The following is a 17,242-nucleotide window of genomic DNA, read 5'->3' on the forward strand; positions in this document are numbered from 1 at the left end:
CAGGCGGCTGGCCAAGACATTTACCACGAAGACGGCTCGAATCTGGAGCCACTGGCCGGGCCGCATCATGTCGCCTATGTCATCTATACGTCTGGCTCCACGGGAAAACCGAAGGGCGTTATGGTGGAGCACCATTCCGTTCTGAACCGGATTTTGTGGATGCATGATCGTTACGGCTTGAGTGCGGAAGATACGATCCTGCAAAAGACCGCCTTCACCTTCGACGTGTCGGTGTGGGAGCTGTTCTGGTGGTCGCTGGTCGGCTCGAAGGTGAGCTTGCTGTCGGTAGGCGGGGAAAAGAACCCGGAAGACATCGTGGACACGATTGCCCGCGATGGAGTGAGCACGATGCACTTTGTACCTGCCATGCTGCATGCGTTCCTGGAGTATGTGGAGCAGCAGCCACGGGAAGTGATGCAAGCGAAACTGGCAACGCTGCGCCATGTCTTTGCCAGTGGTGAAGCCTTGCCGCCACAGCATGTGGCCCGGTTCCAGCGGCTCGTGTCGAGCCTGACCGGAGCGAAGCTGATCAACCTGTACGGTCCAACCGAAGCGACGGTGGACGTATCGTACTTTGATTGCGAGCCGACGGAAGAATATGCAGTCATTCCGATCGGAAAACCGATTCAAAACATTCGCCTGTACATCGTGAAGGAAGGCACGGAGCAATTGCAGCCGATTGGGGTTGCAGGGGAGTTGTGCATCGGTGGTGTCGGTGTGGCACGTGGGTATCTGAACCGTCCGGAGCTGACGGCCGAGAAATTCGTAGCCGACCCGTTTGCCGGCGGGGAAGCAGGCTATGAACGGATGTACCGCACTGGCGATTTGGCAAGATGGATGCCGGACGGAAACATTGAATATCTGGGCCGGATCGACCATCAGGTGAAGATCCGCGGTTACCGGATTGAGCTGGGCGAGGTCGAAACGCAGCTGCTCCAAGTAGCGTCCGTGCGAGAAGCGGTTGTCATGGCGCGTGCAGACGAAACGGGACAAAAACACATGGTGGCGTACTATGTCGCCGGGCAAGAGCTAGGAGCCAGCGAGCTGAGAAGTGAGCTGGGCCGAGAGCTGCCAAGCTATATGGTGCCGTCCTACTTTGTACAACTGGAGCAAATGCCGCTGAGTCCCAATGGCAAAATTGACCGTAAGGCCCTGCCAGCACCGGAAGGCAGCCTGCAAAGCGGAGCCGATTATGTCGCACCGCGGACGTGGGTGGAAGTGAAACTGGCACACATTTGGCAGGAGGTGCTGGGCCTCACGCAGGTCGGTGTGAAGGAAAACTTCTTCGAGATTGGCGGACACTCGCTGCGGGCGACGACACTGGCCTCGAAGATTCACAAGGAGTTGAACAAGCCGCTTCCCCTGCGCAGTATTTTTGAAGCACCCACGATTGAACAACTGGCAGCCGTTCTGGAAGGTCTGGATCAAGTGGTGTACGCGTCCATTCCGGTAACAGAAGAACGCAGCTTCTACCCGTTATCTTCAGCACAAAAACGACTGTATGTACTGCATCAGTTTGATCCAAGTGATGTGAACTACAACATGCCGTCAGTGCTGCAAGTGAGCGGTCCGCTGGATGTGAAACGAGTAGAAGACGTGTTCCGTCAACTAATTGATCGTCATGCAACCTTGCGTACCCGCTTTGAGCTGGTAGACAATGAGCCGATGCAATGGATTGAGGATACCGTGCCATTCGAGGTGGAATATACGAAGGTACAGGTAGAGAGTACGACTACGGCTACGTACACGAGGATTAGCGAGGAAGCACAAGAACGGGTACGGCAGTTTATCCGTCCGTTTGATCTAAAAGCTGCACCGCTGCTGCGGGTAGGCTTGGTGGATCTGGGTGTCCAAGGAGTAGAGCAAGAATCCCAGCATCTACTCATGCTCGACATGCACCATATCGTTTCGGATGGCGTGTCGATGGAGGTACTGACCGATGAGTTTGTCCGCTTGTATGGCGGTGAAGAACTGTCGCCATTGCGGATTCAGTACAAAGACTATGCCGTATGGCAGCAAAGCGAAACCCATCAGGAGTGGATGCAGCGTCAGGAAGCGTACTGGCTGGGCACCTTCCGGGGCGGAGTGCCTGTACTGGATCTGTCAACCGACTTTGCCCGTCCGGCGGTGCAGAGTACGGCAGGGGATACGATCGAATTTGCATTGGAGCGTGAGGTTAGTGAACGCCTGAAAGAACTGGCTTCGCAAACAGGCGCTACCCTATACATGGTGCTGCTGGCGGCGTACACTACGCTCTTGCACAAATACACGGGCCAAGAGGACATTGTCGTCGGCACGCCGATTGCAGGACGACCGCATGCGGAGCTCAGTAATCTGGTGGGTGTCTTCATTAACACGCTGGCGATTCGCAATTATCCGTCCAGCGACAAAACGTTTCTGGATTATCTGCAAGAGGTGAAGGAGCATGCGCTCAGTGCTTATGAGCATCAGGACTATCCTTTTGAAGAACTGGTTGAACAGCTGAATTTGACGAGAGATACGAGCCGAAATGCGCTGTTTGACACGATGTTTGAGTTGAAAACCTTGGAGCAACAGGAGTTACTGCTGGAAGGTTTGACCTTGAGCTCCTATCCACTGGAAAATCATACGGCCAAGTTTGATCTGACTTTAGATGCAGTGGAGCAGCCAGAAGGCATTCTGTGCAGTCTGGAATACAGCACGGCGCTGTACAAGCCTGAGACCATTGCGCGATTGGCACAGCATTTTACCGAACTCGTACGTGCAATTACACTGCATCCGCAGCAGCCGCTGGCAGTTTTGGATATGGTACCTGCCGAGGAAAAAGCACAGATCATCTATGGATTTGGAGATGTAGGAGTATCGGATGTTGCTGCTGAAGCAGGAGCCTTATTCCATACCTTTGTGGAAGAACAGGCACAGCTTGTGCCGGATCACGTGGCAGTGGTGTACGAAGAGGAGCAGCTCACTTACCGCAAACTGAACGAGCGCGCGAACCAATTGGCGCGGAGATTGCGGAATGAAGGCGTTGGACGCGAGTCGATTGTCGGCATTTTGAGTGAACGCTCGGTAGACATGCTGGTCGGCGTACTGGCGGTGTGGAAGGCGGGAGGCGCCTATGTGCCGCTGGATGCAGACTATCCGTCTGAACGGATTCGTTTCATGCTGGAGGACAGTGGTGCGACGGTATTGTTGACCCAAATCGGCTTACAGGAGCAAGCACAGATATGGCTTGGGGAAAGCCGACAGGCCTTGGCCGGAGGGCAGACTGAGGGTGAGTTGGAAACAGCGGCTGGTGCTGAAACGATGGAAAGAGACAGCCTAAATGAAAACTTAGGCTCAAAATCAGATTCGAAGTCTGACAGCGAAGCAGCAGCCGAACCGGCAACAGGGCTGCGTCTGCATACCGTATTGGCATTGGACGATGAGTCACTGTACACCGGAGATACGACAGACGTCGATCACATCAACGAACCGCACGATTTGGCGTATGTGATCTATACATCCGGGACAACCGGACGGCCGAAGGGCGTCATGATCGAGCATCGCAGCCTGGTGAATACGGCTACGGCGTATCGCCGGGATTATCGCCTGAACCAATTCCCAGTCCGACTGCTACAGCTGGCGAGCTTCTCGTTCGACGTATTCGTCGGGGATATCGCGCGGACGCTCTATAACGGCGGCACGATGGTCATTTGTCCGAAAGACGACCGGATTGATTTTAGCCGTTTGTATGACTGGATTCGCGATGTCCAGATTACCGTGTTCGAATCGACTCCGGCCCTGATCGTACCGTTTATGCAGCATGTGCATGAACAGGGGCTGGACATGAGCAGTCTGGAGCTGCTGATCACGAGCTCGGATAGTTGCAGCGTGACGGACTACCGAGTGCTGCAAGAGCGGTTTGGTGCGGATATCCGCATTATGAACAGCTACGGCGTCACCGAAGCGGCGATTGACTCCAGCTTCTACGACGAAGAGCTGTCGAAGCTGCCAAGCAGCGGCCATGTGCCGATTGGTCAGGCGTGGCTGAACGCACGCTTCTACATTGTGGACAGCCAGCTGAATCCGGTGCCGATCGGCGTACTGGGTGAGCTGTGCATTGGCGGAGCCGGGGTGGCACGAGGCTACCTGAATCGTGCAGACCTGACAGCCGAGAAATTCGTAGCGAATCCGTATGTACCAGGTGAACGGTTGTACCGTACAGGCGATTTGGCGCGATGGATGCCGGACGGCAATGTAGACTTTATCGGCCGGATGGATGATCAAGTCAAAATCCGGGGCTTCCGGATTGAACTGGGCGAGGTGGAAGCGCAGCTGCTGACCGTGGACGGCATTCAGAAAGCCATCGTCACCGTCTGGGAAAACGAAGACGGAGACAAGGATCTGTGTGCGTATGTCGTAGCCTCGGAGGCGCTGAATTTGCCGGATCTGCGCAGCACACTCCAGCCCAAACTGCCGGGCTATATGATCCCGACCTATGTCGTACAACTGGATCGTTTCCCGCTGACACCGAACGGAAAAATTGACCGCAAAGCGTTGCCTGCGCCAGAAGCGCGCCTCGAAGGAGGCACGGCGTACGTGGCACCGCGCACACCGCTGGAAGAGCAGTTGGTACGTATTTGGCAAAGCGTTCTGAATCATCATCAAATAGGCATCCAGGATAACTTCTTTGAAGTCGGAGGACATTCTTTGCGCGCGACAACACTGATGGCGAAAATCCATCAGGAGCTGAATTACAAGCTGGCGCTGCGAGATATTTTCCAATATCCGACGATTGAGCAACTGGTGCAGGTGATGGGTGAAGATCAGACCCAGCAAACGTATGTATCTATTCCTGTGGCGGAGGAGCGTGAATATTATCCTGTTTCCTCGGCGCAAAAACGGATGTACGTGCTGAGTCACCTGGAAGGTGGAGAGGTTAGCTACAACATGCCAGGAGCGTTGATTATCGAAGGTTCCTTGGATAAAATGCGACTGGAACAAGCCTTCCGCCAGCTGATTGCCCGTCATGAAGCCCTGCGAACCCGATTCGAGATGGTGGATGGTGAGGTGATTCAACGGATTGAATCGGGCGTCGCATTCAGCGTGGAGCATGTGCAGGCAAGCGAAGAAGAGACCCAGCAGTATGCCCAAGACTTTGTACGCGCATTTGATCTCGCACAAGCACCATTGCTGCGGGTTCAGCTGGTGGAAACCGGACCGGAGCGTCACGTCATGCTCTATGACATGCACCATATTATTTCGGATGGCGTCACGGAAGGAATTATCGTGCAGGAGTTCTCTCAATTGTATGAAGGCAAGGAACTGCCGCCACTCCGTATTCAGTACAAGGACTATGCGGTTTGGCAGCATGCCGATATGCAAAGTGAGCGTCTTCGTGAGCAGGAAAGCTACTGGCTGAACACGATGGCTGGTGACATTCCGGTGCTGGATATGCCTACGGATTTTGCAAGACCAGCCGTACAGCGTCTGGAAGGAGCGCGATTGGAATTTGCGATCAGCCTGGAGGACAGCGAACAGTTGAAACAGCTGGCCGCGCAAACCGGCTCCACCTTGTACATGGTATTGCTGGCCGCGTATAGCACGCTTTTGCATAAATATTCGGGACAGGAAGACATTATCGTCGGCACGCCGATTGCCGGAAGACCACATGCGGAACTGGAGAGCTTGGTAGGCGTATTCCTCAACACGCTGGCAATCCGCAATTATCCGTCTGGTGACAAAACGTTCCTAGACTACTTGCAAGAGGTCAAAGAGCATGCGCTCAGTGCTTACGAACATCAGGAATATCCTTTTGAAGAGCTGGTTGAAAAGCTGAATTTAACGCGGGATACGAGCCGGAATGCGCTGTTTGACACCATGTTTGAATTGAAAACATTTGAACAGCAGGAGTTCGAGCTGGAGGGACTGACCTTTAAGACGTATCCGACGGACAATCATACGGCCAAATTTGATCTGACCTTGGATGCCGTGGAGCAGCCGGAAGGCATTCTGTGCAGTCTGGAATACAGCACGGCGCTGTACAAGCCTGAGACCATCGCGCGATTGGCACAGCATTTTACCGAACTTGTTCGTGCCATTACCCTTCATCCGCAGCAGCCACTGGCAGCTTTGGATATGGTAACTGTCGAGGAGAAGGCACAAATCATCTACGGTTTTGGAGATGTGGGAGTATCGGATGTTACTGCTGAAGCAGGAGGCTTATTCCATACTTATGTGGAAGAACAGACCCAGCTTATACCAGATCATGTGGCGGTGGTGTACGAGGAACAACAACTGACGTACCGCACACTGAACGAGCGTGCGAACCAATTAGCCCGTAGATTGCGAAATGAAGGCATTGGCCGTGAATCGATTGTTGGCATCTTGAGTGAACGCTCGGTCGACATGCTGGTCGGCGTATTGGCGGTATGGAAAGCCGGAGGTGCATATGTACCGCTGGATGCAGACTATCCGTCTGAACGCATCCGCTTCATGCTGGAGGACAGTGGTGCTACGGTACTGTTGACCCAAACGGGCTTACAGGAGCGCGCGCAGGTCTGGCTGGATGAAAGCGAAGCAGTATCCGAACCCGCAACGGGACTGTGTCTGCATACTGTACTGGCGCTGGACGATGAGTCGCTGTACACCGGGGATGCCACGGACGTTGAACCTATTAATGAACCGAAGGATCTGGCGTATGTGATCTACACGTCGGGAACAACGGGACGTCCGAAGGGCGTCATGATCGAGCATCGCAGCTTGGTGAATACCGCCGCGGCGTATCGTCGGGATTATCGCCTGAACCAGTTCCCGGTACGTTTGCTGCAGCTGGCAAGCTTCTCCTTCGACGTGTTCGTCGGCGATATCGCCCGGACGCTCTATAACGGCGGAACGATGGTTATCTGTCCGAAAGACGACCGGATTGACCCGAGCCGTCTGTATGGCTGGATTCGTGACTACCAGATTACCGTGTTCGAATCGACTCCAGCCCTGATCGTACCGTTCATGCAGCATGTATATGAGCAGGGACTGGACATGAGCAGTTTGGAATTGCTGATTACCAGCTCGGATAGCTGCAGCGTGACGGATTATCGGGTGTTGCAAGAACGATTTGGCGCAGATATTCGCATTATGAACAGCTATGGTGTTACGGAAGCGGCGATCGACTCCAGCTTCTACGACGAAGAACTGTCGAAGCTGCCAAGCAGCGGTAATGTGCCGATTGGACAGGCATGGCTGAACGCACGCTTCTACATCGTGGACAGCCAGCTGAATCCGGTGCCGATCGGCGTACTGGGTGAGCTGTGCATTGGCGGAGCTGGGGTAGCACGAGGCTACCTGAACCGTGCGGACCTGACGGCCGAGAAATTCGTAGCCAATCCGTTCGTGCCAGGTGAACGATTATACCGCACAGGTGACTTGGCGCGATGGATGCCGGACGGCAATGTGGACTTTATCGGCCGGATGGACTATCAAGTGAAAATCCGGGGCTATCGGATCGAGCTGGGCGAGATCGAAACGGCGATCCAGCGGGTGCCGGGTGTACGTCAAGCGGTAGTCATCGACCGGACGGATGAGCGTGGACACAAGTACTTGTGCGGATACATCACAGGAGAAGCTGAGCTGCGGATCGAGGAGGTACAGGCCGAACTGGAAGCCGGACTGCCAGCGCACATGGTGCCTGCACGTTTGATGCGACTGGAGACGATCCCGCTGACCAGCAACGGTAAAATCGACCGTAAGGCCTTGCCGGAACCGGAAGGAAGCATCCATACGGGTGCAGCCTATGTGGCACCGCGTACCACGGTGGAGCAAGTACTGGCTGCGGTATGGGCCGGGGTGCTCGGCGTGGAAGCGGTAGGTGCGCAGGATAACTTCTTTGAGCTGGGTGGCGATTCGATTAAGGCCTTGCAAGTATCCTCCCGATTGCTGCAAGCAGGTTATCGACTGGAGATGAAAGACCTGTTCAGTCATCCAACCGTGTCCGCCTTGGCACTGAAAGTTCAATCGGTGACCCGATTGGCGGATCAAAGCGAAGTGGTGGGCGCTGTGAAGCTGACACCTGTTCAACACTGGTTCTTTGAGCAAAACCTGACGGATGCTCATCATCATAACCAGTCCATCATGCTGCATAGCAAGGATGGTTTTGATGAACCGGCCCTGCGCACGGCGATGGATCAAATCGTTAGCCATCACGACACACTGCGGATCGTTTTCCGTCCTACGGAGCACGGATATGAAGCCTGGAATCGCGCAATTGGGGAGGGCGAGCTGTATACGCTGGAACGTATAGACCTCAGCCATGAGACTGAGGTGTCAGCGGCGATCGAGGCTAAAGTGAATGAAATTCAGGCGGGTATTCAGTTAAGCGAAGGACCGCTGGTGAAACTGGGGCTGTTCCATTGCCCAGATGGTGATCATTTGCTGATGGCGATTCATCACTTGGTGGTGGATACCGTATCTTGGCGCATTTTGTTCGAGGATATTACAACCGCCTACGAGCAGGCATTGAACGGACAAACGGCTCGCCTTCCGCACAAAACGGATTCGTTCCGCACCTGGGCGGATGGGCAGTCTCAATATGCGAATAGTCCGGCCATGGCAGCAGAACTTGCATTCTGGAAGGAAATGGAACATGGCGTATATCAGCCGCTTCCAAAAGACGAGTCCCCTTCTCATTCCTTGAATAGGGACAGCGAGAACATGACAGTTACGTGGACAGCTCAGGAAACGGAGCAGTTGTTAAAACAGGCGCATCGTGCCTACAACACGGAGATGAATGATTTGCTGCTTACCGCATTGGGACTGACGATTCATCGCTGGGCGGGCCTGGAACGAGTGCTCGTGAGCCTGGAAGGCCATGGGCGGGAATCCATTCTGCCAGAACTGGATATTACGCGCACCGTGGGCTGGTTTACGACCCAATTCCCAGTTGTGCTGGATATGAGCGTGGGGCAAGACCTTTCACAGCGCATCAAACAGGTGAAAGAAGGACTACGCCGCATTCCGCAAAAGGGCATTGGCTACGGGATGTTGAGATACCTGTCCGCAGCCCGTGAGCAAGAGCGTTTTGTAACCGAACCTGAAATCAGCTTTAACTATTTAGGACAATTTGACCAAGATATGCAAAATCAATCTATTGGCGTATCTCCTTACGCTAGTGGTGCAGAGCTTAGCGCCCATGCAGCCAGATCGCACACGCTGGATATGAACGGACTGATTTCGGAAGGTAAGCTGCAATTGACAATCAGCTACAGCAAGCAGGAATATCGTCGTGAAACGATGGAGCAGTTAGCTGAACAGTTCAAAATCAGTTTGCAGGAAATCATTACGCATTGCACAGGCCGCAAACAGCAAGAACTGACGCCAAGCGATGTCATGCTTAAACATGTAACGATGGCCGAGCTGGATCAATTGGTAGAACGGACTCGTGACATCGGGGAACTGGAAAATGTCTATGCGTTGACGCCGATGCAAAAAGGCATGCTGTTTCATAGTCTGATGGATGCAGCGTCAGGAGCTTATTTTGAACAAACGACCTTTGATTTGCACGGACGCTTCCAAGCGGATATTTTCCAAGATAGCTTGAATCATTTGGCGCAGCGGCATGAGATCTTTAGAGCTAATTTCATCAGCGGTTGGCAGGATGAGCCTGTGCAGGTGATTTTCCGCCGCAAGGAGGTTGGTTTCAGATGCGAAGATTTGCGTCATCTGGATGAGCAGGAACGTGACGCGTATGTGAAGGAATTTATTCGCCAGGACAAGGCAGCCGGATTCGATTTGTCCCGGGATGCGTTGATGCGCGTGGCGATTTTACGAACAGGTGATGAGGATTATTATTTTGTGTGGAGCTCTCATCACATCTTGATGGATGGCTGGTGTGTGGCTTTAGTCACGGATGAGGTGTTTGAGGCTTATTTTGCAGCCGTGGAGCATAGACAGCCGAAGCTTGCCCCCGTGACTCCATACAGTCAGTATATTGAGTGGCTTGAAGCACAGGATGAAGAAGCAGCAGCTTCCTACTGGAAGGATTATTTGCTCGGCTATGATCAGCAAACTTCGATTCCGACCGGAAAAGTAGGCGTGAAAGTGGACGATGCCCAATTTGAGCATATCCTGTGTGATCTGGGCAAGGATTTGACTGGACGTATGGAAATGGTGGCCAAGCAGCACCACGTGACCCCGAATACATTGCTGCAAACAGCTTGGGGCTTGCTGCTCCAAAAGTACAACGGTAGTGATGACGCTGTTTTTGGTGGTGTAGTGTCGGGTCGTCCAGCGGATATTTCGGGGATCGAAAACATGGTGGGCTTGTTCATTAACACCATTCCAATACGTATCCGCAGTGGGGCTGAGGACACCTTTGCCGACCTGATCAGAACGAATCAGCAGCAGGCGCTGACTTCTCAAGATTATGAAACGTATCCGCTGTATGAAATTCAAGCCTTGACCGAGCAAAAGCAAGACCTGATCAACCACATTATCGTGTTTGAAAACTATCCGGTGGAGGAGCAGGTCGAGCAACTTGGGGAAGGTGCAGCGTCGGATTTTGAAATTCGCAATGCCGGCATGATTGAACAAACCAACTATGATTTCAATCTGGTCGTTATGCCGCAGGAAGCGATGAAAATCCGATTTGAATACAATGCGAAGTTATATGATCGGGAAGCCGTTGAACGGACTCAGGGCCATCTGATACAGCTGTTGGAGCAGGTGGTAGCGAAGCCGGACATTCGGGTGCAGGAGCTGGATATGGTAAGTGAGCAGGAGCGTGAGCAAATTCTCACCGTATGGGGCAATACAGCTGCTGAGTATCCAAGCGAGCAAACGATTCATGGCTTGTTCGAGACACAAACGGCGCAGACACCGGAACAGCCAGCGTTGTTCTTTGAAGGAGAGCAGCTGACCTATCGCGAGCTGAATGAACGTGCGAATCGTCTGGCGCGCACCTTGCGTAGTCAAGGCGTGACGAAGGATCGACTGGTGGGTCTGATGACCGAGCGTTCGGTGGACATGATCGTGGGCATCTTCGGGATTTTAAAAGCCGGGGGCGCATATGTACCCATCGATCCGACCTATCCAGAGGAGCGTATCCGCTACATGCTGGACGACTCGGGTGCGAAGCTGTTGTTAACGCAAAACCATCTGGTTGATAAAGTGGCTTTCGACGGTAGCGTGCTGGTGCTGAATGGGGCACAGGGTGTGTATCACGAGGATGGTTCCAATCTGGAGCCGTTGTCTGGTCCGAACGATCTGGCCTATGTCATTTATACGTCAGGTACGACGGGGCAGCCGAAGGGTGTTATGTTGGAGCATCGCGGTCTATGCAATCTGAAAACGTATTTTGATCAGACGCTCAAGATCCGCACGTCGGATCATACGTTGCTGTTTGCTAGCTATTCGTTTGATGCGGCTTGCTGGGAAATCTTCCAGGCGCTGTTCTGCGGAGCCACGTTGTATGTACCAACGTCAGAGACGATTTTGGACTATGAGAGATTCGAACATTATATGACAGAACATCAGATTACGGTGGCGACGTTACCACCGACCTATGCGGTGTATCTGGAGCCGGAGCGGATGCCATACCTGCGTGTTCTGTTCACTGCGGGTTCAGCATCCTCAACAGAATTGGTATACAAGTGGAAGGATCAGGTGGCGTACTACAACGGCTACGGTCCAACCGAAAACTCGGTGGCGACGTCCGTCTGGCCGGTATCCGAGGACGAGAGAGCAGGACAACTCATTTCCATCGGACGCCCTATACCGAATCATCGGGTGTACATGGTGGATGTGCATGGACATTTGGCTCCGGTAGGCGTAGCGGGTGAACTGTGCGTGTCCGGTCCGGGTCTGGCCCGTGGTTATCTGGATCGCCCAGAGCTGACGGCTGAGAAATTTATACCAAATCCGTTTGCAGCTGGTGAAGCCGGCTACGAACGAATGTACCGTACGGGTGACTTGGCCAGATGGATGCCAGACGGCAACATTGAATATTTGGGCCGGATCGACCATCAGGTGAAAATCCGGGGTTACCGGATCGAGCTGGGCGAAGTCGAGGCACAAATTTTGAAAGTGGAGGATGTACAAGAGGTCATCGTACTGGCCCAGGCGGACGAACAGGGGCAAAACCAATTGGTGGCGTACTATGTTGCTGAAAGGGAAGTGAGCGCTGGTGAGCTGCGCAGCTTACTGGGCGAGGAGCTTCCAAACTACATGGTGCCTTCGTATTTGGTACAGCTGGAGCAGATGCCGTTGACACCGAACGGTAAAATCGACCGCAAGGCACTGCCAACACCGGAAGGCAACCTGCAAAGCGGAGCTGATTATGTCGCACCACGGACGTGGGTAGAAGTGAAGCTGGCGCAAATTTGGCAGGATGTGCTGGGTCTGGCGCAGGTCGGTGTGAAGGAAAACTTCTTCGAGATTGGCGGACACTCGCTGCGGGCGACGACGCTGGCCTCGAAAATTCACAAGGAGCTGAACAAGCCGCTTCCACTGCGCAGTATTTTTGAAGCGCCAACGATTGAACAACTGGCAACGGTCATGGAAGGTTTGGATCAAGTGGCGTATGCGTCCATTCCGGTAACGGAAGAACGCAGCTTCTACCCGCTTTCCTCGGCGCAAAAACGACTGTTTGTGCTGCATCAGTTCGACCCGAATGATGTGAACTACAACATGCCGTCAGTGCTGCAAGTGAGTGGTCCGCTGGACGTGAAGCGAGTGGAGGACGTGTTCCGTCAACTGGTCGCCCGCCATGCGACCTTGCGCACTCGCTTTGAGCTGGTGGACGGTGAGCCGATGCAGTGGATCGAGGATACTGTACCATTTGTGGTGGAATATACGAAGGTACAGGCCGAAGATAGGACTGCGCATACAGACATGGCCGCAGATATGGTAGTCAGCCCAGAAACGCAGGCATTGGTACGCCGCTTTGTCCGTCCGTTCGATCTGCAAGCTGCTCCGTTGCTGCGGGTAGGCTTGGTAGATTTGGGCGTACAAGGAACCGAGCAGGAATCGCAGCATTTACTCATGCTCGATATGCACCACATCGTCTCGGATGGCGTGTCCATGGGAGTACTGACCGATGAATTTGTCCGCTTATATGACGGTGAAGAGATTTCGCCATTGCGTATACAGTACAAGGATTATGCGGTATGGCAGCAAAGCGAAGCCCATCAAGAGTGGATGCAACGTCAGGAAGCGTACTGGCTCGACACCTTCCGGGGTGAACTGCCTGTATTGGATCTACCGACAGACTTTGCCCGTCCGTCCGTACGAAGTACGGCAGGCGATACGGTGGTGTTCGGGCTGGAGCGCGAAGCTAGCGAACGCCTGAAGGAACTGGCGGCGCACACAGGCTCCACGCTGTATATGGTGCTGCTGGCGGCGTACACCGCGCTCTTACACCAATACAGCGGGCAAGAGGACATCGTAGTCGGCACACCGATTGCCGGACGACCGCATGCCGATCTGGAGCCGATGATTGGGATGTTCGTCGGAACGCTGGCATTGCGAAACTATCCGACAGCGGAACATACCTTCCGCAGCTACGTGGAAGAAGTGAAAGTTTGTGCACTGCAAGCCTATGAACATCAGGACTACCCATTTGAGGAGCTGGTGGAAAAGCTAAATGTGAAGCGGGATATGAGCCACCATCCGCTGTTCGATACGATGTTTACCCTGCAAACCACTGAGGAAGGCGAACTGCAACTGGCAGATCTGAGCTTCCGTCCATACGGCTTGGAACAAACGCCAGCGAAGTTTGATTTGACGCTGGAAGCCAGAGAGGAAGAGGCGGGTATCCAGTTCGGATTGCAGTATGCAACTGCGTTGTACGAGCGTGAAACGGTAGAACGGATGACGCGTCACTTTGTTCGCTTGGCCAAAGCTGTGGCGGTGAACCCGGATGCGAAGCTGGGTGAGCTGGAGTTGATTACAACAGAAGAAACCGAGCAGATTCTGAAGGTATTCAATGATCCGAATGCGCATAGCGTGCTTGGAGCATTACAAGGCCATTCGCTCAGCGAACGCTTTGAAGAGCAAGCGAAGCGCAACCCTGAGCGGATAGCCGTTGTGTCTGGGGCCACCGCGCTGACCTACACTGAGCTAAATGAGCGTGCGAACCAATTGGCTCGTGTGTTACGAGCGGAAGGGGTCGAAGCAGATCAACCGGTTGGCGTATTGCTGGAACGTTCTGCGGATATTCTGGTGAGCATTCTGGGGGTACTGAAGGCCGGAGGCGCGTATGTGCCGATGGATACGATGTATCCACAGGAGCGCATCGACTACATGCTCCAAGACAGTGGGGCCAAGGTCGTGATTACAAGTAGAGTTGCCAACCTGTCGCTCAGCTTGCCATCCACAGTTCGAGCTGTAGTCTTGGATGACGAGGACGTTCAAGCTCAACTGGGAGCACAGGATGCGAGCAACCTGATCCCTGTCGCCGGCCCGCATAACCTGGCCTATATGATTTACACGTCAGGCACCACCGGTCAGCCGAAAGGGGTCATGATCGAGCAGGGCAGTGTTAGCAATCTGGTAGATGCTTTATGGAAACGAGTATACAGCCGTTACGAACAGCCGCTTCATGTCGCATGGCTGTCAGCATTTGTATTTGATGCTTCGGTGAAGCAAATCTTTGCCAGCTTGCTGTTAGGCCACACTCTGCATGTGGTGTCCCGTGACGTCAGCCTGAGCGGAGAGCATTTGATCGCCTACTACCGCACGCACCGGATTGATCTGTCGGACGGCACACCTGCGCATCTGCATATTTTGAACGAAAGCGTCAGTGTGACGGAAGCGCCGGAAGTGAAGCATTACCTGATTGGTGGCGAAGCATTATCCGTGCAGCTGGTACAAGTGTTCCTGCACAAGTGGTCCGGGTATCGTCCGGTGATTACGAACGTGTACGGTCCGACCGAAACGACGGTAGATGCGACCGCTTATACGATTGAAGATGTGGAGTCCCTGAACGCACTGCTGGAAAAAGGGGAGCATACGGTATCCATCGGAACGCCGATCGCGAACCAGTCGGTGTACATCTTGAACAGCCAGCAACAGCTGGTGCCGATCGGTATCGCAGGTGAGCTTTATATCGGGGGTGCAGGTGTCGGACGAGGATACCTGAACCTGCCGGAGCTGACGGCAGAGAAGTTCGTCCTGAATCCGTTTGCTGATGCGGCAGCAACCGATCCAGCGGACAGCACTCACGCAAACCGGATGTACCGCACGGGCGACTTGGCACGGTGGATGCCAGACGGCAGTATTGAGTATTTGGGCCGGATCGACCACCAGGTGAAAATCCGGGGTTACCGGATCGAGCTGGGCGAGGTGGAGGCGCAGCTGCTGACCGTGGACGGCATTCAGAAAGCCATCGTCACAGCATGGGAAAACGAAGACGGACACAAGGACCTGTGTGCCTACATCATAGCTTCATCGTCCCTGAGTTTGCCGGAGCTGCGTAATGCGCTGCAGCCGAAGCTGCCGGATTACATGATCCCGACGTATGTGGTACAACTGGATCGTTTCCCGCTGACACCGAACGGGAAAATCGACCGCAAGGCGTTGCCGGCACCGGAAGCACGTCTCGAAGGAGGCCTGGAGTACGTTGCACCGCGGACGCCGCTGGAAGCCAAGCTAGCCCAAATCTGGCAGGATGTCTTGAAGCTGTCCAGCGTAGGAGTCACCGACTCATTCTTTGACGTGGGTGGGCACTCCCTGCGGGCAACGACGCTGGTGGCCAAAATCCATCAGGAACTGGACAGCCGGATTACACTGCGTGAGGTGTTCCAACACTTTACGATTGAGCAGCAAGCCCAGCTCATCGCAACGCACGGCACAGACACCTATACGGTGATTCCTGCGGCGGCGCAACAGGCATACTACCCGGTTTCCTCGGCTCAAAAAAGACTGTACATTTTGAGCCATCTGGAAGGTGGGGATCTCAGCTACAATATGCCGGGTGTACTAACCGTGGAGGGACCGCTTCAGGCCGATCGGCTGGAGGATGCGTTCCGTCAGTTAATAGCTCGTCATGAAACGCTGCGGACTTCCTTTGAAATGCTGGAAGGCGAGGTCGTACAGCGGGTGTACGATCAAGTGGAGTTTGCAGTAGAGCACCTGCAAGCCAGGGAGTCCGAAGCCGATGCCTATATCGAGTCCTTTGTACGCAGCTTTGACCTTCGCCAGGCACCACTGCTGCGTGTCCGTCTTATTCAAACCGGACCAGAGCGCCATCTCCTGATGTACGACATGCACCATATTATTTCAGACGGTGTATCGTCGAACAATATCGTGCAGGAGTTGGTACAACTGTACGAAGGACAGGCATTGGAGCCGCTGCAAATTCAGTACAAAGACTACGCCGTGTGGCAGCAGCAGGAGATGCAGCGTGAATCATACCAACGCCGGGAACACTTCTGGCTGGAGCATTTAGCTGGAGAGTTGCCGGTACTGAATTTGCCAATTGCTTATCCTAGACCTGCTGTTCGCAGCTTCGAAGGTGCGATGTATGAATTTACAGTGGACGCGAATGTATCCGAGCAACTGCACCGAATTGCGACACAAACCGGAAGTACACTGTACATGGTGCTGTTGAGCGCCTACACCGTTCTGCTGTCCAAATACAGCGGTCAGGACGATTTGATCATCGGTACGCCAGTAGCAGGCCGCTTGTTGCCTGAGCTGGAGCCACTGATCGGAATGTTCGTCAATACGCTAGCCATCCGGCATCAGCCGAAGGGCAACCAAACGTTCCACAGCTACTTGCAGGAAGCCAGAGATCGTACGCTGCAAGCCTTTGAGCATCAGGATTATCCACTGGAAGAGTTGGTGGAAAAGCTGGATGTAGCACGGGATGCAAGCCGTAACCCGTTGTTTGACACCATGTTTGTACTGCAAAATACAGAGTCGCAGGAAACGAAGCTAGAAACGCTGTCCTTCAGTCCATATGTTCAGGAGCACAGCATCTCCAAATTCGATTTGACCTTGTCTATGAGTGATGAAGACGGGGAAATCAAGGGTTCGTTTGAATATTGCACGAAGCTGTTTGGGGCCGACGCTATTGAGAGATTAACCAGAGATTTGATAGCGATCCTGTCCCAGATTGGAATCGATCCAGATTTGCTGTTAGGCGATATTCAGGTTAACTCGGACGAGCGGCCGGAAGGCTTCTCACCGGATTCCATCGACTTTGTTTTTTAAATCCGTTTTCTAAAATGCAATGAGTTCACTTTGCGTGTGCAGAGGGCGGCGGCTTGTCCGACTGCCCTTGCCTGCA

1 protein-coding gene (cut by a window edge) is annotated in these 17,242 nt (G+C 53.8%); it reads left to right on the forward strand.

The annotated features are described in order from the left end of the window. Window positions 1-17,166, forward strand: the end of a protein-coding gene (locus MLD56_RS11410) for a non-ribosomal peptide synthase/polyketide synthase (RefSeq protein WP_241113505.1). The gene continues 25,104 nt to the left of window position 1, outside the view; only the last 17,166 of its 42,270 coding nucleotides appear in the window; its start codon lies off the left edge, out of view; it ends in the stop codon at window positions 17,164-17,166. Window positions 17,167-17,242: the final 76 nt, after the last annotated feature.

Origin of the sequence: Paenibacillus peoriae (assembly GCF_022531965.1) — a bacterium.
Lineage (GTDB): Bacteria > Bacillota > Bacilli > Paenibacillales > Paenibacillaceae > Paenibacillus > Paenibacillus polymyxa_D.